Raw genomic sequence first — 21,045 nt, 5'->3', positions numbered from 1 at the left:
GTCAGTCCCCGGTCGACGCGTCCTCGGCGGGCTCGCGGTCCTCCAGGTAGCCACCGGCGAAGGCGATGAGCCCGAAGACGACCGCGGCGCCGATGGCCGGGACCAGCAGCACGTCCGAGGCCCCCGAGACGAGTGCGGGTCGCATCAGGACGACACCGAGGGCCTGGAGCACGACGAGGGCGGCGCCGATGAGGACGAACACCGCCATCGCCGTGAGGAACAGGATCCTGGCGACGGACCGGGCGCGGTCGCGTACGCCGACGGGACTGGTGCGTGTGGTGGTGGACATCGGCTCGTCTCCTCGGGGCCGGGCGGGATGCGGGCGGGGTGCGTCGTTCACAGCGACACCGGCAGGACGCCCCACGCGATCAGGCATCCGATCAGCAGGACGGGGAGCATGAAGTAGACGATCAGCGGGACGAAGGTCTTCTCCGGCTTCGCACCGGTGAGTCCGGCTGCGACGAAGATGGATCCGGAGGCCGGAGGCGACGAACCCTCGGTCGAGGCGAACACGAGGATGGCCGTCACGGCGAGCACGGGGTCCACGCCGACGGCGACGAGCGCGAGCAGGGACACCTGACCGACCGCTGTCAGGGTCGCGGTCGAGGACAGCGGCCCGGCCACCACGGCCACCAGCACCGCGACGAGCAGGACCATCACGTACTGGTTGATGGCCAGACCGCCGAGGATGCGGTCGACGTCGTCGGCGAGCCCGAGGCCGTTGAGGACCTCGCTCGCCGCGACGGCGAAGAACAGCAGCGAGCCGATGACCGCGAGGCGGGGCATGGCGCCGGTGGTGAAGTCGAACCAGCCCGCGCGGGTGCTCGGCAGCTGCTTGCGTCCGACGACCAGTGCGATCGCCGTGATCAGCACCGGGATCCAGATCAGGATCGAGATGTCGCCGAGGGAGTCACCGAGAGGAGTGTCCGTCCCGAGGAGATCCGACAGCGGGCCGACGGTGAGCAGGATCGGCACGAACGCGCCGACCATGATCAGCGGGGCGGCTCCCGCCGCACGGACGCTGGCGCGCAGCGGGGTGATCGCCTCGTCGTCGACCCGGGTGATGCCGTCGCGGCGGACGAACCAGAAGATCAGCAGGAACCGCCACACGATCTGGTAGATCCCGGCCATGAGCAGGGCGAGGTAGATCTGACCGGTGGTCACCATGGAGCCGGCGAAGCCGATCATGATGACCATGGAGGCGCTCGGCGGGAGCGCCGCGCCCATGCCGCCGTTCCCGGCGAGCATCGTGGCACTGCGTGTCGGGCTCCAGCCGCTGCGGACCATCCACGGTCCCGTGAAGGAGCCCGTGGCGGCGGTGTTGCCGGAGTTGGACCCCGACAACGCTCCCATGACCGCCGACCCCGCGGTGTCCACGAGTGCGGGGCCGCCGCGCAGTCGCCCGAACACCGAGTTGAGGATCGCCAGCAGCCGCTGGATGAGCCCGAGGCGGTCGATCACGTACGCCATCAGCACGAACGCCATCGCGGCGAAGAGGACCTCGTGCTCCAGTGCGCCGACCATGCCGTCGAGCAGGGCCCGGGGCGCTCCGGTACCGGCGAACAGCGCCGTGACCAGCAGGCCGATCAGCATGGCCTCGCCCATGTTCCGGCGCAGGACCACGTTCCAGGTCACGATGACGGCGATGAACGCACAGAGCGCTAGGAGCGCGATCGGCATGTGGACCAGTCCCGACGTCGATGTTGGACTCTGGTGAGAAGATGTCTCACAGAATGGAAGTCTTGCTCGCGGAATGAGTGTGGGTCGTGGTTCCGGGTCTGTCAAGGGCGTCGTCGCGCCCGCCTGGCGAGGCGATCTACCACTGTGTGAGAAGGTGGGCGTGCGTGGTCGGCGACGGAAGTGGGACGGCATGGACAAGAGCTCGACGATGCGGTCCCTGGAACGGGCCATCGACGTCCTCGAGGTGCTCGACGAGGCGCGTCAACCGCTGCGGCTCACCGAGATCGCGCGGCGCGCAGGACTGCCGGTGCCCACCGCGCAGCGCATCCTGGCGGTGCTCGAGTCGCGGGACCGGGTCGAGCGCAGCGGCGCCGGCTACCGTCCCGGCGTCGCCCTCACCTTCGGTGCGCACGCCTACCTGACGACCAACCCGCTACTGCTCGTCGCGAGTCCGGTCCTCATCGACCTGGCGGTCGAGACGGGGCTGACCGCGTCGCTGTTCCGGGAGTACCACGACACCCGCGTCGTCCTGACCCGGGCGCACGCGCAGCGCAGGCTCCGGTACGAACTGCCGGTCGGGGCCCGGCTGCCGTTGCACCTCGGCGCCGGCAAGGCGCTGCTGGCCCAGCGGAGTGCGGAGGACGCCCGCGCGCTGCTGGAGAGCCTCGGCGAGACCGCCGAGTACCCGGCACCCGACGTCGAGGCGGTGCTGGCCGACCTCGCCCGCACCCGCGAACTCGGCTACTCGGTGGCCTACAACGAGCGGGCCCCCGGGGTCGCCAGCGTCGCCGCGGCGATCCCGCTGCACGGCGACGTCCGGGCCGCCGTCCAGGTGGCGGGCTACACCGAGGACGTCCCCGAGGCCCGCACGGCCGCGCTCGGCCTCGAGGTGCAGCGCGCCGCGCTGGCCATCGGCCGTGCGGTCCCCGCCGGCTGAGACTCCGCCACGGCGGCGGTGCCGCCGGTCACGAGGTGGTGGTGCCCCCGTCCGCCGAGCGGGAGGCGTCGAGCAGGAAGGGGACCCGGGCCCGCTCGCAGACGGCCTCGAGCTTCCGGAGCAGGCTGCCGGGCAGGGGAACGCCGTGTTCGGCCCGTTCCTCGCGGTGCCGACGTTCGCGATCGCCGGCGACCACGACGGGCGCCTCGGCATCCACGGGCGGCGTCTCGCGCAGGGTGTCGAGCAGCTCGTCGACGTCGTCGAGGTATCCCCCGTCGGGGCGCAGGACGGACGGGTCGAGAGCGAGGAGGAAGTGCCCGATGTCCTCCGGGGCCCCGGGCGGCCGACGCGCGGCGAGATCGGCGCCCGACAGCGCGGCGCTCAGGATCTGGACCATGACCGCCAGGCCGTACCCCTTGTGGCCGCCGGTCGCACCGTCGCCCCCAACGGGCTGAGCCCGCCGTACAGGTGCTCGTGGAGGTAGGCCATCGCGGCCGCCGGATCGGTGACCGGGTCCCCCGCCTCCTCGGTCACCCAGCCCTGCGGCACCGGCCGGCCGAGCAGGTCGAAGACCTTGACCTTGTTCGCGGCGACCGCGCTGGTCGACATGTCCAGTACGAACGGCGGATTGCGCCGCGCGGGCGCGGCGAACGCGATCGGGTTGGTGGTCAGGCGCGGGACTGCACCATCGCGGAGGTCCGGCGGACGACCTCCGGCTGCGCGTGGAGCCGCAGCCGTTCCGAGCGCCACAGCTCCTCGTAGGACATCAGCATCGATATCCCGTGCGAGTCGATCCCGGACAGGTCGGTGTGGGTCATCACCGCGGCCGTGGTCACGACCTGCTCCGGCGCCATCCCCCACGCCGTCAGCACGCCGACGATCTGGGCCCTGATGGTGTCCGCAGGGAAACGGAGCATGTCCACGGGAGTCCTCACCTCGGTCGAGCGCGCCGGTCGTCGCGACACGAACCCGACTGCCTCCCGCTGGACGGTAGCAGTTTCCACGAAGTGAGAGAGGCCGTCGGCCCGTCGCCGGCACACTGCCGGGACGGGCCGACCGTCCGGTCCGGGGCGGCTCGGCGGACACCGCCCCGGAGCGCTCCCCGAACGGGGCCGTCAGCCCTTCAGCTCCGGGAAGTCCTCGTAGCGCCACTCGCCGCCCGCGGCCGCCCCGGCCTCGTCGCGTTCCCGGGCCCGCAGCTCCACCCGCCGGATCTTGCCCGAGATCGTCTTCGGCAGCTCGGAGAACTCGATGCGCCGCACCCGCAGGTAGGGCGCCAGGTGGTCCCGGGCGTGGGCGAAGATCGCGGCCGCGGTCTCCCGGGTCGGCTCGTGGCCGGGGGCGAGCGCGACGTAGGCCTTCGGCACGGCGAGCCGGACCGGGTCGGGCTGGGGCACCACGGCCGCCTCCAGCACCGCCGGGTGCTCGACGAGCACGCTCTCCAGCTCGAACGGCGAGATCTTGTAGTCGCTGGCCTTGAACACGTCGTCGGTGCGGCCGACGTAGAACAGGTAGCCGTCCTCGTCGCGGGTTGCGGTGTCACCGGTGTGGTAGAAGCCGCCCGCCATGGCGTCGGCGGTCTTCTCCGGCATGTCCAGGTACCCGACCATCAGGCTGGTGGGCCGCCGGGACAGGTCGATGCAGATCTCGCCCTCGGTCGCGGACACCTCGCCGGTGAGCTCGTCGACCAGCACCACCGGGACACCGGGCAGCGGCCGCCCCATCGACCCGGGCTTCACCGCGGAGCCGGGCGTGTTGCCCACCGACGCCGTCGTCTCGGTCTGGCCGAACCCGTCGCGCAGGGTCAGGCCCCACTGCGCCCGGACCTGCTCGATGATCTCCGGGTTGAGCGGCTCGCCCGCCGCGATGACCTCGCGCAGCGAGCCGGGCCCGCCGGACAGGTCAGCCTTGATCAGCATCCGCCAGACCGTCGGCGGAGCACAGAACGTGGTGACGCCCTTGTCCCGGATCTGGCCGAGCAGCGACGCCGCGTCGAAGCGGGTGTAGTTGTAGAGGAAGATCGTCGCCCCGGCGATCCACGGCGCGAAGAAGCAGCTCCATGCGTGCTTGGCCCAGCCCGGCGAGCTGATGTTGAGGTGCACGTCGCCCGGGGTGATGCCCAGCCAGTACATGGTGGACAGGTGCCCGACCGGGTACGACGTCTGGGTGTGCTCGACCAGCTTCGGCCGGCTGGTGGTGCCGGAGGTGAAGTACAGCAGGAGCCGGTCGTCGGCGGTGGTGCCCGGGTGCTCGACCGGGGCGTCGTCGACGTCGCGGGAGTCGGCGAGGTCCAGCCAGCCCTCGGCGGACCCGCCGACCGAGACCGCGGTGAGCCCGTCGAGCAGGCCGTCGAACTTGCCCGTGCAGGACGCGTCGGCGATCACGAACCGCGCTCCCCCGCGCTCCAGCCGGTCCGGCAGGTCGACGGCGCCGAGCGCGGTGGTCGTCGGCATGATCACCGCGCCGAGCTTCATCACCGCGAGCATCGACTCCCACAGCTCGACGCGGTTGCCGAGCATGACCAGCACGCTGTCCCCGCGCCCGACGCCGTGCGAGGCGAGCCAGCGGGCCACCTGGTTGGAGCGGCGGCGCAGCTCGTCGAAGGTCCAGGCACCCTCGGCACCGTCCTCCTCCACGATGCGCAGCGCGGTCCGCGACTCGCCGTCGGCGATCACGTCGAACCAGTCGTGCGCCCACTGGAACGCGCCGTCGAACTGCGGCCAGGTGAAGTCGGCGACGGCCTTCTCGTGCTCGCCGTGCAGCGCGACGAGCCGGTCACGGGCGTCGCGGTAGATGTCGTGGTTGGCCATGGGGCGGACGACCTCCGGGTCGGTGGTGCGGGTCAGACCGTCGTCGGGGCGGTCGCGGGGCGCTCGTGCTCGAGCGCGACGTTGCGGGTCTCGTGCAGCAGCGACACGCAGACCAGGGAGATCACGCCGATCAGCGAGAGCATCACGCCGATCGCGATCGAGCCGTACGCCGCGGCCAGACCGGGCGCGACCAGCGGCGGGATCGCCCCGCCGAGGACGCCGGCGAGGTTGTAGCCGAGCCCGGCGCCGGTGTAGCGGTGCCGGGCCGAGAACAGCTCGGGCAGGTAGGAGCCCGCCGGGCCGTAGGCGACCGCGAAGATCACCAAGGTCCCGCAGAGGCCGATCGCGAACGCGGTGGCACTGCCGGTGTCGAGCAGCGGGAACAGCGCCAGCGCCCAGACGATCCCGGCGACGCAGGACGTCCGGATGACCGCGCGACGCCCGAACCGGTCCGACAGCATCCCGGCGGCGACGATCGCGAGCCCGAACACGACGGCCGCGGCGATGCCGATGCCCAGCACCACCGGGCGGTCCAGGGCCGCACCCTGCGGGTTCGTGCCGTAGGCGGTCAGGTAGGCCGTGCCCATGTAGAAGAACGCGAACAGCATCGACAGTGCACCGGCCGACAGCAGGACCTCACGCGGCTGCGCCCGGACGGCCTCCAGGAAGGGCAGCCGCTTCGAGCGGTCGAGCGCGGCCGCCTCCGCAGCCGCGCGCCGCCGGGCCTCGGCGAACGCGGGGGTCTCCTCGATCGAGAGCCGCACCCACAGCCCGACGCCGACGAGCAGGATCGACAGCAGGAACGGGATCCGCCAGCCGTAGGTCAGGAACGCGTCGTCGGTGTCACCCATGACCAGACCGGTGACCAGGAAGGTGCCCGAGGACAGCGCGAACGCGATGGCCGGGCCGAGCTGGGGGAACACCCCGTACAGGCCGCGCTTCTCTTTCGGCGCGTACTCCGCGGTCAGCAGGGTCGCACCCGCCCACTCGCCGCCGACGGCGAAGCCCTGGCAGAACCGCAGGAAGACCAGGATCAGCGGGGCCGCGACGCCGATCGTCTCCGCGCCCGGGAGCAGTCCGATCAGGACGGTCGCGATGCCCATCAGCAGGAGCGTCGAGATCAGGGTCTTCTTCCGGCCGATCCGGTCGCCGTAGTGACCGAACACGATCGCGCCGACCGGGCGGGCGAAGAACGCCACCGCGAACGTAGCGAAGGAGGCGACGGTGCCCGCGGTGGAGCCCAGGGCCGGGAAGAAGACCTTCGGGAACACCAGCGCCGCGGCCGTCCCGTAGATGAAGAAGTCGTAGAACTCGATGGTGGTGCCCGCGCAGCTGGCCGCGGCCACCCTTCTCAGGGGGACCGGTGCGGGGGTGGTGGTCATGCGTGGCTCCTCGTCGAGCGCGGCCTGGTGGAAGCACCGAGACTCGCCGCAGCGGACCACCACCCGCTACCAACCGAAGTCAGTGTTCGGATCCACGGATCGGGCCCCACGGCCCGGTCGACGTGCCTGCCGCCGTGCGGTCGCCGGTGCGGCAGGCACAGCTGATCTGCCCCGGCGCTCGGGCAGGTGACAGGCTGGAACCGACCGGGCCGATTGACGTGCCGGGGCGTGTCTGGCACAACAACCCCGCCGGACATGACTCGTTGCACGTGACGAGGTCGTCCGGAGCCGGCGACGACGCCGCCAGGACGGGGAGGAGCACTCGTGCAGGACGACGACGCAGTCGCGCGGGCCCTGGACCGGGTCATGCCCCGGCGTCTGCACGAACTCAGCGCGACGACCGGCCTGCCCGTCGTCTTCGGAGGGACCACCCGGACGGTGGGCGACGAACAGCAGCTCTCGATCAACCAGCTGATCGGCACCTTCGGCGACTCGCTGCGGCTGCTCAGCGTCCTGACCGGACGCGGACTCGGCGGTGCCGCGATGGCCCGCCGGATCCCGTGCCGGGTGAGCGACTACGCCTCGACCCCCGGGATCACCCACGACTACGACCACGTCGTCGTCGAGCACGAGCGGCTCGCGTCGATCCTGGCGTACCCGATCGTCGTCCGCGGCGCGGTCCGCGGGGTGATGTACGGGGCGATGCGCGAGCACCGGCCGATCGGCGACGTCGCGGTCCGCAACGCCGGCATCGTGGCCGCCACCATCGCCCGGGACGCCACGACCCTGCTCGACCAGCACGCTCCCCCGGCCGTTGCGTTCCCGGCCGCGGCGGACGCCGGGAGCCGGACCGACGCACTGCTCGAGCTCGCTGCGCTGATCGAGAGCACCGGTGACCCGGAGCTGCGCGAGCGGCTGCGCCGGATCCACGCCGGCCTCGCCGGGGTGCGCCCGACCGCGGGCCGGACGGTCGGGGAGACGCCCGCCCTCTCCCCGCGGGAGATCGAGGCGCTGCGGCACGTCGCGGTGGGCGCGACCAACGCCGAGATCGCCGCGCAGCTCGGGATCACCGTGGGGACGGTCAAGGCCTACCTGCACAGCGCGATGCGCAAGCTCGACACCCAGAACCGGGCGCGGGCGGTCATCGCGGCCCGCGCGGCCGGCCTGATCTGACCCGCGGCACGCGGCCGGGGCCGTTCGTGACCGGTGGTTACGCCGCGCTGCCACCGCAGCGGGTCCTCCCCCGGCGCGGCGTGGCCCCACCGGACGGACGCCGGGGATCCCGGCAACGTGCCGCCACCGGTCCCCCGGGAGACTGCCGTCGCCGTGACCCGCTGGGTCCGCGCCGGACCGGGGTGAACCCCTCGCGCCCCGCGCACGAATCCAGGGGTGGAGGTGAGGCGGATGCTCCTGACCCGCGACGAGTCACGGGCCCTGGAACTGCTCGACGCGCGCGAGGTGGACGTCGACCTGCTGCGCCCGGCGGTGGCCCGGCACCTGCTCGCCCTCGGCCTGATCGACGCCGACGGGAGCGTCACCGCGGCCGGTGCGGCCGCCGTCGAGGAGGTCTACGAGGAGCGGTTCGCCGACGGCGTCGCCGAGATGAAGGCCCGCATCCGGCACCACGGGCTCGGCCGCTCCGGGGGCTGAGCTCCGCCGCACACGCTCCGCTGCCCGGGGTCCGGAACACGTCACCCGCGGTGATATCCGGGCCCCGGGACATTCTTTCCCGCATTTCTCCGAACCTCCGCGCTCCGGCCGTCGAATACCGGAGCAGAGGTCGCCGGGAATCGCCCGTCGGTCGGTGTGATCCGAGGAGAACCACCATGGCGAATTCCGTACGACGTGTGATCGGTCTGGCCACGATCGGCCTGGTCGCCGCCGCGACGACCGCGCTGGGCGCCGGGGTCGCCTCCGCGCAGGAGACCCCTCCCCCGGTCGCGATGATCTCCAACCTGACCGGCAAGAGCACCTCGGTCGCGCTGGACAAGGGCTTCACCGACGCGCTGACCTCGCTCGACGTCACCCCCGGCCCGTTCGGGTCCGCCTCGATCACGGACGGCTCCGCGTCGTTCCCGATCACCGGTGGCAACGTGACCGTCTACAAGCCGAACGAGGTCCTGCCCTACGTGCAGGGCAGGATCGAGCACATGGGCAGCGGGCTCACCCTCACCAAGGGTGATACCGAGGTCACGCTCGACAACTTCGTGATCGACCCGGGCGACCCCGCCGTGCTGACCGGCCGGGTCCGCGCCGGCGGCCAGACCGTCGCCGAGTCGACCACCCTGTTCGATCTCAACGGCTCGACCCTGAAGCCCATCACGATCGACCAGTCGGCGGGCACCGCGACGCTGACCGGCACGACCGTCACCCTGAACGCCGGGGCCGCCGAGGCCCTGAACGGCGCCTTCGAGACCGACGCCCTCAAGGGCGGCACCACCATCGGCATCGCGACGATCGTCGTCAACACGACGAGCGGGACCATGCCGATGCCGCAGGGTGGCGTCGAGACCGGTGGTGGCAGCACCTCCGGCACCGACACGGCGCTGGTCGTGACCGGTGTCGCGCTGCTCGCCGGCTCCGCGCTGGTGCTCGTCGTCCGCCGTCGCGGCGTCCGCGGGCACTGATCCACTCCGGGGGTGCCGTCCGCACAGGCGGGCGGCACCCCCGGCTCCGGTCGTGGTGGACCACCACGACCGGTTCCCCGATCGGCACCAGGACCGGAGCACCCGATGACCGCACCACACCCGTCCCGCGTCCGGCGGCTGCTCGCTCCGCTGGGCGCGCTGCTGCTGGCCGTCGCGGGTGTGGTCGTACTGGTGTCGGCGCTGACCGCGGGCGGTCCCCCGGAGCCGGTGGCCGCGGCCGCCGGCCCGGTGGGACCGGCCGTGGTGGGCACCGCGCCCGCGGGGGCCCGGCCGGTGGGGGAGGTGCTCCCGCCCTCCCCACCCCGGTCGATCTCGATCCCGTCGATCGGGGTCGAGTCGGTCGTCGACCAGTCCGGTCTCGCGCCGGACGGCACCCTCGAGGTTCCGGCCCCGGGCCCCGGCTACGACCGGGCGTCCTGGTACCGCGGGTCGTCGGCGCCGGGCTTCCGCGGCCCGTCGGTCATCCTCGGCCACGTCGACTCGGCCGCCGAGGGACCGTCGGTGTTCTACGACCTCGGCCGGATGCGTCCGGGCGAGGACATCACCGTGACACGCGCCGACGGAATCGTTGCGACGTTCCGCGTCGACGAGGTCCGGTCGTTTCCCAAGAATGCGTTTCCGACCGAGTCCGTCTACGGCGACGTCGACCGGGCGGAACTGCGCCTGATCACCTGTGGCGGATCTTTCGACTCGAGCGCACGGAGTTATCGGGACAACACCGTGGTGTTCGCCCATCTCGTCGGCAGCAGCCGCGGCTGATCACGACGGTCGGTCCGCGGCCGGCGCCGTGACGCCCTCTCCGACGGCCGGGTCGTCTCCTACGCCCGGCGCACCACATCCGAGGTGCCCGTCCGCCACCCCGTCGAAGGCACCGTGCCGCCGCCCGCCACCGACCGGCTCCCGGTCGTCGACCTGTCCCGCTTCCGCGCCGGTCCGGACGAGCGGGCGGCCTTCCTCGCGGAACTACGTCGCGCCGCGCGTGAGGCCGGGTTCTTCTCCGTCACCGATCACGGCCTCCCCGACGACGTCCTGACCGGTACGGACGCGCCCGCCCGCCGCTTCTTCTCGCGCGCTACGGGGAGAACGCGCTGACCGGCTGGCTGCGCTCGCACCCCCGGGTCGCGCAGCGGTACTGGTCCGACGTGCCGGCGCGACGCGTCTGACCCGGCGCCGCCGTGGGACGCACCGTCACCCGGCCCCCTCGGCGACCGCGCGCCGCAGTCCGCCCCCGATGCGCTCCATCGTGGCGCCGTAGGCCTCGGGGAGGTCGACGTCGAGCCGGTCGGCGAGCACGAACAGCCACCACAGGCACTCGGCGAGCTTGTGCCGCAGCTCGGCGTCGGTGTCCCCGTCGATGTCCCAGGTGCGCTCGGCCGCGAGCACCAGCCGTCCGACGTAGGCGGCGTCGTGGGTGAACCCGAGCGCCAGCTCCGGGAGGGTCCAGGTGCGCCCCAGCAGCCGGCCCTCGAGCTGCTCGTAGAGCGCGCGCACCTCGCGGGCGCGGCTGCGTGCGTCGGCCAGTCCGTCGTCGGCCGGCCCGGTGTCGTCGGTCATGGTCACGCCCCTCGTCTCGTGTGACCACGACGCTAGGTCCGGTTCCGGACCGCTCCTGTCCGGAACCGGCGACGGTGGCCCGCGTCACGGGTTGCGCTGCAGCCCCAGCAGCTCCTCCAGCCGGGCCACGACGTGCTCGCGGACCTCGTCGGGTCCGAGTACCCGGAACGGAACCCCGAGCCGGAGCAGGAACTCCGCGATCCACCGTGCGTCGAGGCCGCCGACCGTGCTCAGGGTCCGGTCCGGGCCGTCGGCGCGGTGCCGCGCGATGGTCGCCGGGAGCAGTGCCCGGGTCTCGTCGAGGGAGCGGTGGATCTCGACCTCGGCGTAGGTCGCGTAGGGCGTAGTGGTGATCGCCTCCTCGACCAGCGCCGTCGCGTCGACCTCCCTGCGGCGCGGGTCCGCCGGGCCGGTGACGGCGACGGCCGCGACGCGGTCGACCCGGAACACCCGCCAGTCCCGGCGGTCGAGGTCCCAGGCGACGAGGTACCACCGGTGCGCGGTGCGGACGATCTGCTCCGGTTCCACCGCACGGGTGCTCTCCGCCCCGCGGCGGTCGTGGTAGCGGAACCGGACCCGGTCGCGGGTCCGGGAGGCGCCGGCGAGCGCGGTCAGGGTGTCCGGGTCCACCTCGCCGTGGGCGTCCGGCCGCACCCCGGCCTCGGCGATCGCGAGGTCGAACCGGCCCAGCGCCTCGGCCGCCCGGGGCGGCAGCGACCGGCGCAGCTTCGACAGCGCCGCCGGCGCCGCGCGTCCCTCGCCGTCGGGGTGGCTCCACGCGAGCCGACGCAGCGCGATCGCAGTGGCCAGCGCCTCGTCGTCGTCGAGGCTCAGTGGTGGCATCCGGGACCCGGTGCCGAGCCGGTAGCCGCCGAACGGGCCGGTCGCGGTCTCGACGCCGTACCCGAGCTCACGCAGCTTCACGACGTCGCGGCGGACGGTCCGCTCGTGCACGCCCAGCCGGTCCGCCAGCTCGGCACCCGACCACTCCGGGCGGGTCGACAGGACCGTGAGGAGCTGGAGGAGCCGGTGCGAGGCGCTGAGCACCGTCGCAGCATAGGTCCGGGTTCCGGACGGGAACGGTCCACAACCGCTTCTACCGTCAGCGGTACCGCGACTCCCCACCGGAAGGACCCCGATGACCACCGACGCCGTGCCCACGACCCCGCACCTGGCCGCCGCCGACGAGCCGGAGCTGGTCGTGGCGCCCGCCACGACCTTCGTCTCGCTGCGCGGCAGCGGGCGCCCCGGCACCGAGGCGTTCTACCGGGCGAAGCGGACCGTGCGCACGGTGGAGCGCGCGCTGCCTCCCGCCCGGCGGGTGCCCGGCGCCGGTGACGTCGTGGAGATCCTCTACCGGTACCCCGAGGGCTCGGCCCCGGTCGGGATCGCGGACTTCTACTGGGTCAACCCGGTCGACGACCTGGAGTACCGGGTGCTCGCACAGGTCGACCCGGCGACGACCGACGAGGAGCTCGCCGCCGCGGCGGACGGGGCGGACGTCGAGCTGCACACGCTGCCCGGACGCCTGGTCGTACAGGTCCTGCACCGCGGCCCGTTCGCCGACGAGCGGCGGACCCTCGCCGACCTGGGCTCGCTCGCCGCGGGCCACGGATTGCGCCGGGTCGGCGACCACCACGAGATCCACCTCGACCCGTTCACCGCGAGCACGCCGCAGGACCACCTGCGGACGATCCTGCGCGACCCCGTGGGCCGGTGAGGGTCCGGTGTCCCGCAGGGCCACGTTCTCGGTGTCGTGCCCGGTCGTGCCCGGTCGCGCCGCGGGCGTGGCGGAGCAGCCCGGTACACGGCGGGGGCGCTGCCCGCGGCCATCACCCCGGGCCTCGACGGATCATGCGGCCCGCGGGACACGGCGGTAGCGTTCGCACCACGGTCTCCCGACCGTACGAGAAGCGCATCCGCCGCCCCTGACCCCGGCGACGTTCCGACGGTGATGGGGCAGGCGTGGGTCACGAAGGCGACAGGCGGACTCCGGCGGAGCTGCGACGGGATCCCGACGGTGTGGTCCCCGGCGCGCGGGAGCTCGCAGGGCTGCTGCGCGGGATCCGCGGCGGGGATCTGGACGCGCTGCGCCGGTTGTACGACGCCACCGGGGCGCTGGTCTTCGGGATGCTGTTCACCGCGTTGCAGGACCAGGACCGGGCCGCGGAGGCGACGGAGCGCTGCTTCCTGTGGGTGTGGCGCACGGCGCCGTCGGTCGACTCCGGCCACCCCTGCGCGCTCACGTTCCTGTGGCACGCGGTGCGACGGGAGCTGGCGGACCCGCCGCCGGAGCCCTGATCGTGATCGCGGCCGGGGGCCTGCTCCAGCGGTCCCGCGCCGTCGTGTTCCCACTGAGCGTGACGGTGCTCGGCCAGGACGCGGAAAGCCTGCACGGGTGAGGCGGTGGGATCCTCGGTCAGGACCTGGATGCCGAGGTGATCAGCGCCGGCGGTGAGATGGTCGTCGACCCGAGCGTTGATCATCTCCGGGGAACCGTGAGCGACCAGGGCGTCGATGAGTGCGTCTCTGCCCGATCCGTCGATATCGGCGTCGGTGACCCCGTGCCGCAGCAGGTTGTCGGTGTAGTTGCGCTGGCCGAGGTAGGGGTTCTGCTCCGCAGGCCGGCCCGTCCTCCGCCCCCGATCGGCGTCCTGGCTCAGTACGACCTTGTGTTCGTGGGCCAGGAAGGCGTTGGCGCCCGGCATTTACCGGGCAGGGCGGGTGTGTGCGGGGACGATGATCGCGCTCTCGGTAGCGGCGACCATCTGCTCGATCAGGACCTGGTCACCGTCCGGGGCCGCCCCGATTCCCACCCAGATCGTCCGATATCCCAGGCCTCGAGTTGAGGCGCGTAGTCGATACGAGGGGCATCACCCGGTGCAGGGTTGAGCCATGCCCCACGGGTGCCGAATCGGTCGTGCACGTCAGTGGTCTCCTGTCATGCCGACGAGGCGGCGGTACCGAAGATCGGCCAACAGATCTCGGTGGCGGTGAACCGGGCCGGATCTGTGCGAGTGCCGCCGAAGTAGTGTTCGCGAATGGGCCCCTGACTGCTGATCAGATGCTCGTTGACATAGATCCCCAGGGCCGCGTAACTGCGGTCGATGCCATCGTGGCCGCCCGGATGGAGGAGCACCGCGAACTCGGTCCTGGGGAGGACCTCGGCCCGGACACCCGCCGGCGGACCGACCGATGGTGGTGCGGGGACGAACAGGGTTGCGCGGCCCTGCTGTTCGAGGAACAGCGCTCTCTCGTAGAGGCCGCCCGGTACCACCGCGGCGGGCGCGCCTGCGGCCGTGGCGACAGCCCGGTGCAGTGTCCGCAGTGCCGCTGCGAACCAGTCGTCGATCTCGGAGACGTCGATGGTGGCGCTGACGGACCACACGGCGAGCGCCGGCTCGTGGCGCACCGTGACGTCGGCGGGAGGGCTCGCCGGGGCGAGCAGCTCACGCAACGCCCCCACGGTGTCACGGGTCTGCGCGAGCGCAGCCTCCATCTGCTCGAGATGGGAGGTGATGATCTCGGTACGGGCCCCGGCGTCGTCGGTGCTCAGGAGCGCCTTGATGTCGGGGATGGACATGCCCAGGGAGCGGAACCGGCGGATGATGTGCGCATGGTCGACCTGGCCGGTGTCGTAGAAGCGGTAGCCGGTGCCGGGGTCGACATGGGCCGGTTCGAGAATGCCGATGTCGTGATAGTGGCGTAGTGCCTTACGGCTCAGGCCGGTCATCAGCGCGAAGTCACCGATCGAGACCTGGGCCCCCATGGCGTCCTCCTCCACGTCGCGTAGCCTGTCGGACGAGGCAATCCTGAAGCCTCCCCCTGGGGCAAGGTCAACATCGCGGGATGCCCGCGACCACGGGTTGACCTTCCCCTCACGGAAAGCTCCATCGTGGGGCCATGTCCACACCAGAATGGGAAGCACTCCCGGAATCCGTGAAGACGTTCATGACCGCACTCGGCTCCCGGGAGTTCGATCGGGCGCTCGCCACCTTCGCCTCCGATGCCGTGGTGACCGATGACGGCCGCGACCACGCGGGCACCGACGAGATCAGGGCCTGGCTGGCGACCGCGGTCACCGAGTACACCTACACCGCCGAGTTCGCCGGTGCGTCCACGACCACCGGAGGCGTCGACGTCGGGCAGCATCTGGAGGGCGACTTCCCGGGCGGGGTCGTCGACCTGAACTACCGTTTCACCGTCGATGGTGCAGTGATCCGTCGGCTGGTGATCGAGCCGTGACGCGGCGATGGTTCATCACCGGTGGCACGCCCGGGAACTTCGGGACGGCCTTCGCCGAGGCGGCGCTCGACACCGGTGACCGCGTGGTGGTGACCTCCCGCCGCCCACAGGAGTTGGCGACGTGGGCGGACCGGTTCGGTGACCGCGTTCTCGTCGTGCCGCTGGAACTGACCGACGCGACACAGGTGCAGCGCGCGGTACGAGCAGCCGAGGAGCACTTCGGCGGTATCGATGTGCTGGTCAACAATGCCGGCCGAGGCTGGTACGGATCCATCGAGGCGATGGACGAGGCCGCAATGCGGGCGATGTTCGAGCTGAACTTCTTCGCCGTGCTCTCCGTGACCCGCGCAGTGCTGCCCGGGATGCGCGCCCGCGGCGACGGGTGGATCGTCAACGTGTCCTCGGTGGCCGGGCTCGTCTCGGCGCCCGGATTCGGCTACTACAGCGCGACGAAGTTCGCCGTCGAAGCCGTCACCGACGCGCTGCGCGACGAGGTGGCCGCACAGGGCGTCCACGTGTTGACCGTCGAACCGGGAGCGTTCCGCACCAACGCCTACGCCGGATTCGCCGACGACGCCGTCGAGGAGGCGATCCCGGTGTACCACGAGATGCTGGAGCAGGTCCGGGCCGTCTTCGTCGGAATGGACGGTCTGCAGCCCGGCGACCCCCACCGCGGTGCCCGTGCGGTGATCACGGCGATGTCCCAGGATCCGCCGCCCCGCCGGCTGGTCCTGGGCAACAGCGGATACGACGCCGTGACCGATGCGCTGGAGAAGACCCTGGCCGACCTGCGGGCGAACGAAGACCTCTCCCGCAGCGCGGATTTCCCCGCCTAGCCGTGCTGCCCCGAGAGGCCGCACCGCCCGGGACCGGTGAGTGCGGCTGACCGACGACGGCGGCTCCCCCGCCCCGCGGTGACGTGGAGAGGGGAAGCCGACCGGCGGAGGACCTCGAGAGCCGGCCCTCCGGATCTCACGACACGCTCAGGCGGTCGCGCGGGTCCCGACTCCGGCCAGCAGCGTCGCGACGTCGTCGTCGTTCCCGGCGGCCGACGCCCGGTCGAGGCAGCGCCGCGCGTCGGCGTCCGAGGTCTCCGGCGGCACGACGAGCAGGCACAGCCGGCCGTGCACCCCGAACACGTCGACGACGTCGGGCGGGGTGCTGGCGAAGCCGCCGAGGCGGATCAGGTGCCCGTCGGTCGTCGTCCGGCGCGGCACCGACGACCAGGTCCGCAGGCTGTACCCGACCCGGGTCACCGGGCCGAGCCGGTCGCCGACCCCCGCGCCGAGCTCACGCAGCTCGTCGACCAGGACGCGCGAGCGCGGCCACCACGCCCCGTCGACCTCCCCGACCGGCCTCGGGTCCTCCTTCAGCGCGCCACGCGCCGCGGACGGGCGCGGCGGGGCGGCGGGGCGGGTGGGTGACGGGGTGCGGGAATCGCTCACGGTGTGGCTCCGTTCGGCCGCCGCGGGCCGGCGGGCGGCGCCCTGCAGGGCGGCCGTCCGGCGGGACGCGGGCGTGGTCACGGCGGAGCAGGACGCGTCGCCGTGTGGACCCGGGAACCCCGGCGGATCCTCCGGTTCGTGCGTGCCCCGGACTGCGGGGCGTCCGGCTGTCCAGCAGCACATGGCCGTGGCCTCGACGGTACGCCGATCGGGCCGGCCGCGCGGGTCCGTCGCCACGCCCCCGGGCCGAGGTCGTCACCGTGCTCCCCGCGGGGCGGGCGGGTGTCAACGATCCTCGCGGGGCGGGGCGCCGGCTGGCTACGCTCGGCCCGTGGATACCGGCGCCGGGGTCGAGGCGGCCGCGCGGCGGGTGCGGCACGCCCGGCACGTCGGTGACGTGGGCGCCCACGTCCGCCCGGTCGTCGCGGAGTCCTGGCAGCGGTCGGTCGACCTGGGCGTCGACCTCGCCCGGTCCGCGACCTACGTCGGCCACGAACCCGGGCCCGCCGCGGTCGCCGAGGCCGAGGAGGTGTTCGACCGCTTCCTCGACGGCGCCGCCCGCCTGGACTGCGCGGTGCTGCTCGTCGACGGTGACGGGATCGTCCGCGTCCGCCGCGACGCCTGCCCGGACCTCGCCGCGCTGCTCGACGCCGTCCTCGTCGCACCGGGCTTCCGGATCGCCGAGCAGGACGTGGCGACGACGGCGTCCGCGCTCGTGCGGGTCACCGGTCGCGCCGCCCGGGTCGACGGTCCCGAGCACCTGCACCCCGACCTCGCCTGCCTCACCGAGGCCGCCGCGCCGGTACCGTCCGACACCGACGCGGCACCGCAGACGGTGGTGGTCGTGGCGCACCTGTCGGCGCCGGGCGGCGCGTCGGCGTTGCGCGCGGCCGTCGCCGCCGAGCTGGCCCGCCAGGTCGGCGAGCGCGTCCGGGACCGCGGGCACCGGTCCGGGCGGATGCTGCACGCCCGCTTCGACGACGTCTGCGCACGCTCCGGGGCCGAGTGGGTCCTCGCGACCGACGGCCGGGCGACCCTGTGCAGCCCCGGGTTCCGGGCCCTGCCCCGCGAGGACCGCGACCACCTGCTCGACCGGGCGCTCGCCGACGCCGCTCTCGCGGACCCGCCACCCGCCGGGTCCACGGCCGACCTCCCGTCGGGCCGCCGCGACGACGTCGTCACCTCCGCCGTCCGCGACGGCCGTGCCGTCGTGGGCCACGTCAGCTCCGGGCGGCGCAGCGTTCCCGTACCGGCCGGGGCCCTGGTGACGGACGCGATGCGCCGCCAGGGGTCGCACGTCGCGCCGACCGCCCGCCGGGACTTCGCGGCCGACTTCCGGGACGCCCACGCCGACGGCGCCGCCGCCGAGGTGCGGCGCCGCGCGAACCGCGAGCTGCTCAGCCCCTACCTGCGCGCCCGCCGCGACGTCGCGGCCGCGGTCGCCGCACGGACCAGGCACCTGCTCCTCGTCGGCGAGCCGGGGGTCGGGAAGCAGACCCTGGCCGTCGAGCAGTTCCGCCGCAGCCACCCGTCCGGGACGGTGCAGGTGCTCGACTGCGCGCGGATCGCGGAGTCCGGTGGCCCCCTCCTGCCGACGGTCCGCGGCACCGACGGGGACCGGCCGCGGCTGCTCGTCCTGCGCCGGCTCGCGATGCTCGGGTCGGTCGCCGCGCGGCGCCTCGACGAGTCGCTGCGGGTGCTCGTGTCCACACCCGCCGCACCGACCGTCGTCGGGTGCATCGACACGCCCTCGGTCGACGCCACCCGGCCCTACGGGCTGCTGCTGCGCCACTTCCACGACACGGTCCGGGTGCCCGCGCTCCGGTACCGGGCCGACGAGCTCGGCCAGCTCGCGCGGTCGGTGCTGCACTCGCTGTCCGGCGGCCGGTCGCTGAGCCTGAGCATGCAGGTGGTGCGGGTTCTGGAGGGTTACGCCTGGCCGGGGAACCTGCGCGAGCTGGAGGACGTGCTGCGCTACGTCATCGCCCGCAAGCCGGTCGGCGTGGTGCAGGCACCGGACCTGCCGTCATCGTGCTTCACCGGCGGCGCACCGCGGATGTCGATGCTCGAGGCGGCGCAGTGCGACGTGATCATCCAGGCCCTCTACGAGGCGCGCGGCAACCGCTACCAGGCCGCCGAGCTGCTGGGGATCGCCCGGTCCTCGCTCTACCGCAAGATCGACGCGTTCGGGATCAGCTACATCGGCTGAGGTGTCCCGGGACCGGGACACACCGTCGTCGCCGGTGGTCGTGCCGCCCGCGGAGTCGTCCCAGAACGGGACAGTCACATGCGCACTCCCGCATTAGCGTCGGGCCCGCCGACGCCCTCGGCACCCCCTGCGACCAACGGAGTGAGCAGATGAAGGCACTCGTCTACCACGGACCGGACGCCAAGGCCTGGGAGGAGGTCCCGGACCCGACGATCCAGGACCCCACCGACGTGATCGTCAAGGTCGACACCACCACGATCTGCGGCACCGACCTGCACATCCTGCAGGGCGACGTCCCGGCCGTCACCGACGGCCGCATCCTCGGCCACGAGGCCGTCGGCACGATCACCGCCGTCGGCGACGCCGTGTCCGGCTTCGCCGTCGGCGACCGCGTCCTCGTCCCGGCGATCACCAAGTGCGGCCGCTGCGACTACTGCCAGCGCGGTATGCCGTCGCACTGCCAGACCGTCGGCGGGATCGGCTGGATCTTCGGCCACCTCATCGACGGCACCCAGGCCGAGTACGTCCGGGTCCCCTACGCCGACACCTCGCTCTACGCCGTGCCGGAGTCGGTCACCGACGAGCAGGCGATCTTCCTCGCCGACTCGCTGCCGACCGGCTACGAGGTCGGTGTGCTCGCCGGGAACGTACGGCCGGGCGACACCGTCGCCGTCGTCGGCGCGGGTGCGGTCGGCCTCTCCGCGATCCTCACGACCGGCCTGTGGGGCGCGTCGAAGGTCATCGCGATCGACTCCAACAAGTTCCGGCTGGAGAAGGCCGTCGAGTTCGGCGCGACCGACAGCGTCGAGGTCGGGCCGGGCACCGTCGCCGACGTGACCGCGCTGACCGACGGGCTCGGCGTGGACGTCGCGATCGAGGCCGTCGGCTACCCGGAGACGCTGCTGACGGCGGCGTCGCTGGTGCGCCCGGGCGGCACGATCGCCAACGTGGGCGTCCACGGCACCCCGGTGGAGCTGCCGATGCAGGACATGTGGATCTCCAACGTCACGCTGACGATGGGCCTGGTCGACACCGTGTCCATCCCGACGCTGCTCAAGATGGTCGCGGGCGGACGGATCCCGGCGGAGAAGATGGGCACCCACTCGTTCACCTTCGACCAGATGGACGAGGCCTACGACGTGTTCAAGAACGCCGCGGCGAACCAGGCGCTCAAGGTGGTCATCACGCCGGCGTGACGTCCGCTCCCGGGGCCCCGCCCGCGCCGGGGCCCCCGTGCGGGCCGTCAGGAGAACGACTCAGCCGGTGATCGTCCTCCTGCGAGCGCGGTAGGCGGCCGCCTTCACCCGGTTCCCGCACTCGTCCATGCCGCACCAGGTGCGCCGCGCGCCACGGGAGCGGTCGAGATAGAGCCGGGTGCAGCCGGGGCGGCCGCACTCCTTCAGCGGGGTGTCCACGTCGGCGAGGACGGCGACGGCGTCGCGCGCCAGCTCCGCGAGGACGGCGTCGGCGTCGCCGGTACGGCGGGTGCCGTGGTCGTCGAGCTGCACGGTCATGCCGGGACCGCGGGCCGTGCCGTTGACGACGGCCAACGCAGCGGGGTCGAACGCCCGCCCGGCCAGCCGGTCGGTCGCGAGCCGGTGGACCGCCTCCCGCAGGTCCCGCGCGCGCCCGAGGACCTCCGGGGTCACGGTCACGCCGTCCGGGAGGTCGGCGCAGGCGTCGATCCAGCGAGCGAGGTCGGCGGGCCCGGTGAGCAGCTCGGTCGGGTCGGTGCGCCGCCAGGTGACGGTGCCGACCAGGTCGAGCGCGGCACTGCCGCTCACGAACACGAAACCCACGTCACCATCTTGACCGGTGACGCATCGACGCCGCAAACTGCGTCACCAGTCGAACCGGTGACGCCGTCGCCGGACGATCCCGGGGAGCCGCTGATGACGATCGACGTCGTCGTGTTCGACGTGCTGGGCACGCTGGTCGACGAGCCGTCCGGCCTGCGCGACGCGATCGCCGCGGCCGTGCCCGGCACCGACCGCGACACCGCCACGGACCTGACCGGCGTGTGGCAGGCGCACGTCGCGGGCGAGCAGCGGCGCATCGTCGCGGGCGGGCGGGCGTTCGTGCCCGGCCACGTGCTGGACGCCGAGGCCGCGGCGGCCGTCGCGCGGCGGGCGGGT

The 21,045-nt window shown here is 73.1% G+C and carries 24 protein-coding genes and 1 pseudogene; 13 read left to right on the top strand and 12 right to left on the bottom strand.

Features of this window, described 5'->3' with window-relative positions:
- Window position 1: 1 nt before the first annotated feature.
- Window positions 2–289: a hypothetical protein gene (locus NH602_RS02590; RefSeq protein ID WP_073577539.1), complete on the bottom strand. Its 288-nt coding sequence runs from the start codon at window positions 287–289 to the stop codon at window positions 2–4.
- Between the two features lie 47 nt (window positions 290–336).
- Entirely contained in the window at window positions 337–1,680 is a 1,344-nt protein-coding gene (locus tag NH602_RS02585; protein WP_073577538.1) for a TRAP transporter large permease subunit, read from the bottom strand.
- A gap of 190 nt (window positions 1,681–1,870) precedes the next feature.
- Here NH602_RS02585 and NH602_RS02580 point away from each other — a divergent pair, with 190 nt between their 5' ends.
- Complete coding sequence (locus NH602_RS02580; protein WP_179761138.1) at window positions 1,871–2,617, top strand: IclR family transcriptional regulator; 747 nt, start codon at window positions 1,871–1,873, stop codon at window positions 2,615–2,617.
- 28 nt (window positions 2,618–2,645) lie between these two features.
- On the opposite strand, the gene NH602_RS02575 is transcribed toward NH602_RS02580, so the two are convergent.
- From NH602_RS02575 to NH602_RS02555, 5 genes are all read right to left on the bottom strand, one after another.
- Window positions 2,646–3,014, bottom strand: a complete 369-nt coding sequence (locus NH602_RS02575; protein ID WP_218899275.1) for an Ldh family oxidoreductase — start codon at window positions 3,012–3,014, stop codon at window positions 2,646–2,648.
- Window positions 2,999–3,367, bottom strand: coding sequence for an Ldh family oxidoreductase (locus NH602_RS02570; RefSeq protein WP_253066881.1), 369 nt, complete (start codon window positions 3,365–3,367; stop codon window positions 2,999–3,001). The genes NH602_RS02575 and NH602_RS02570 overlap by 16 nt, the downstream gene beginning before the upstream one ends.
- Complete coding sequence (locus tag NH602_RS02565) at window positions 3,286–3,534, bottom strand: Ldh family oxidoreductase (protein ID WP_218899277.1); 249 nt, start codon at window positions 3,532–3,534, stop codon at window positions 3,286–3,288. Before NH602_RS02565 ends, NH602_RS02570 begins: the two co-directional genes overlap by 82 nt.
- A gap of 198 nt (window positions 3,535–3,732) precedes the next feature.
- A complete protein-coding gene (locus NH602_RS02560; protein ID WP_179761139.1) occupies window positions 3,733–5,427 on the bottom strand; it encodes an AMP-binding protein in 1,695 nt (564 codons plus the stop codon).
- 32 nt (window positions 5,428–5,459) lie between these two features.
- On the bottom strand, window positions 5,460–6,809 hold the full coding sequence (locus tag NH602_RS02555; RefSeq protein WP_073577535.1) for an MFS transporter: 1,350 nt from the start codon (window positions 6,807–6,809) through the stop codon (window positions 5,460–5,462).
- Between the two features lie 324 nt (window positions 6,810–7,133).
- Here NH602_RS02555 and NH602_RS31755 point away from each other — a divergent pair, with 324 nt between their 5' ends.
- The 5 genes from NH602_RS31755 (at window position 7,134) to NH602_RS02530 (ending at window position 10,549) form a co-directional block, all read left to right on the top strand.
- Window positions 7,134–7,982, top strand: coding sequence for a LuxR C-terminal-related transcriptional regulator (locus NH602_RS31755; protein WP_083658980.1), 849 nt, complete (start codon window positions 7,134–7,136; stop codon window positions 7,980–7,982).
- A 231-nt stretch (window positions 7,983–8,213) separates the two neighbouring features.
- Window positions 8,214–8,459 carry a hypothetical protein gene (locus tag NH602_RS02545; protein WP_179761140.1) on the top strand — a complete coding sequence of 82 codons (246 nt, stop codon included), beginning with the start codon at window positions 8,214–8,216 and terminating at the stop codon, window positions 8,457–8,459.
- A gap of 176 nt (window positions 8,460–8,635) precedes the next feature.
- The gene (locus tag NH602_RS02540) at window positions 8,636–9,436 is read left to right on the top strand and encodes a hypothetical protein (RefSeq protein ID WP_253066880.1); all 801 of its coding nucleotides are present in this window, start codon (window positions 8,636–8,638) and stop codon (window positions 9,434–9,436) included.
- Window positions 9,437–9,541: 105 nt separating this feature from the next.
- On the top strand, window positions 9,542–10,216 hold the full coding sequence (locus NH602_RS02535; protein WP_253066879.1) for a class F sortase: 675 nt from the start codon (window positions 9,542–9,544) through the stop codon (window positions 10,214–10,216).
- An 84-nt stretch (window positions 10,217–10,300) separates the two neighbouring features.
- Window positions 10,301–10,549 carry a 2-oxoglutarate and iron-dependent oxygenase domain-containing protein gene (locus NH602_RS02530; RefSeq protein WP_253066878.1) on the top strand — a complete coding sequence of 83 codons (249 nt, stop codon included), beginning with the start codon at window positions 10,301–10,303 and terminating at the stop codon, window positions 10,547–10,549.
- 96 nt (window positions 10,550–10,645) lie between these two features.
- On the opposite strand, the gene NH602_RS02525 is transcribed toward NH602_RS02530, so the two are convergent.
- Both NH602_RS02525 and NH602_RS02520 read right to left on the bottom strand, forming a co-directional pair.
- Window positions 10,646–11,011: a hypothetical protein gene (locus tag NH602_RS02525; RefSeq protein WP_073577771.1), complete on the bottom strand. Its 366-nt coding sequence runs from the start codon at window positions 11,009–11,011 to the stop codon at window positions 10,646–10,648.
- An 84-nt stretch (window positions 11,012–11,095) separates the two neighbouring features.
- Entirely contained in the window at window positions 11,096–12,058 is a 963-nt protein-coding gene (locus tag NH602_RS02520; RefSeq protein WP_179761143.1) for a YafY family protein, read from the bottom strand.
- A 91-nt stretch (window positions 12,059–12,149) separates the two neighbouring features.
- On the opposite strand from NH602_RS02520, the gene NH602_RS02515 reads away from it, so the two are divergent.
- The gene (locus NH602_RS02515) at window positions 12,150–12,731 is read left to right on the top strand and encodes a GyrI-like domain-containing protein (protein WP_073577530.1); all 582 of its coding nucleotides are present in this window, start codon (window positions 12,150–12,152) and stop codon (window positions 12,729–12,731) included.
- 302 nt (window positions 12,732–13,033) lie between these two features.
- The gene (locus NH602_RS02510; protein ID WP_253066877.1) at window positions 13,034–13,312 is read left to right on the top strand and encodes a hypothetical protein; all 279 of its coding nucleotides are present in this window, start codon (window positions 13,034–13,036) and stop codon (window positions 13,310–13,312) included.
- A gap of 640 nt (window positions 13,313–13,952) precedes the next feature.
- On the opposite strand, the gene NH602_RS02505 is transcribed toward NH602_RS02510, so the two are convergent.
- Window positions 13,953–14,795 (bottom strand): MerR family transcriptional regulator, encoded by an 843-nt coding sequence (locus NH602_RS02505; RefSeq protein WP_253066876.1) that lies wholly within the window; start codon window positions 14,793–14,795, stop codon window positions 13,953–13,955.
- A gap of 167 nt (window positions 14,796–14,962) precedes the next feature.
- On the opposite strand from NH602_RS02505, the gene NH602_RS02500 reads away from it, so the two are divergent.
- Both NH602_RS02500 and NH602_RS02495 read left to right on the top strand, forming a co-directional pair.
- Complete coding sequence (locus tag NH602_RS02500) at window positions 14,963–15,256, top strand: nuclear transport factor 2 family protein (protein ID WP_179761146.1); 294 nt, start codon at window positions 14,963–14,965, stop codon at window positions 15,254–15,256.
- Complete coding sequence (locus tag NH602_RS02495) at window positions 15,253–16,092, top strand: SDR family NAD(P)-dependent oxidoreductase (RefSeq protein WP_253066875.1); 840 nt, start codon at window positions 15,253–15,255, stop codon at window positions 16,090–16,092. The genes NH602_RS02500 and NH602_RS02495 overlap by 4 nt, the downstream gene beginning before the upstream one ends.
- A gap of 147 nt (window positions 16,093–16,239) precedes the next feature.
- Here the strand turns inward: NH602_RS02495 and NH602_RS02490 are convergent, their stop codons facing one another.
- The gene (locus tag NH602_RS02490; protein ID WP_179761148.1) at window positions 16,240–16,701 is read right to left on the bottom strand and encodes a DUF5994 family protein; all 462 of its coding nucleotides are present in this window, start codon (window positions 16,699–16,701) and stop codon (window positions 16,240–16,242) included.
- A gap of 331 nt (window positions 16,702–17,032) precedes the next feature.
- Here NH602_RS02490 and NH602_RS31750 point away from each other — a divergent pair, with 331 nt between their 5' ends.
- Entirely contained in the window at window positions 17,033–18,910 is a 1,878-nt protein-coding gene (locus NH602_RS31750) for a helix-turn-helix domain-containing protein (RefSeq protein WP_179761149.1), read from the top strand.
- 149 nt (window positions 18,911–19,059) lie between these two features.
- Complete coding sequence (locus tag NH602_RS02480) at window positions 19,060–20,106, top strand: alcohol dehydrogenase catalytic domain-containing protein (protein ID WP_100879527.1); 1,047 nt, start codon at window positions 19,060–19,062, stop codon at window positions 20,104–20,106.
- 60 nt (window positions 20,107–20,166) lie between these two features.
- On the opposite strand, the gene NH602_RS02475 is transcribed toward NH602_RS02480, so the two are convergent.
- Window positions 20,167–20,709 carry an ABATE domain-containing protein gene (locus tag NH602_RS02475; protein ID WP_174565909.1) on the bottom strand — a complete coding sequence of 181 codons (543 nt, stop codon included), beginning with the start codon at window positions 20,707–20,709 and terminating at the stop codon, window positions 20,167–20,169.
- A 93-nt stretch (window positions 20,710–20,802) separates the two neighbouring features.
- Here NH602_RS02475 and NH602_RS02470 point away from each other — a divergent pair.
- A pseudogene (locus tag NH602_RS02470) lies at window positions 20,803–21,045 on the top strand (haloacid dehalogenase type II); the annotation flags it as partial.

The sequence above is a fragment of the Pseudonocardia sp. McavD-2-B genome, assembly GCF_024124365.1.
In the GTDB taxonomy this organism is placed as follows: Bacteria; Actinomycetota; Actinomycetes; order Mycobacteriales; family Pseudonocardiaceae; genus Pseudonocardia; species Pseudonocardia alni.
This window is presented reverse-complemented; position numbering and strand designations above follow the sequence as displayed.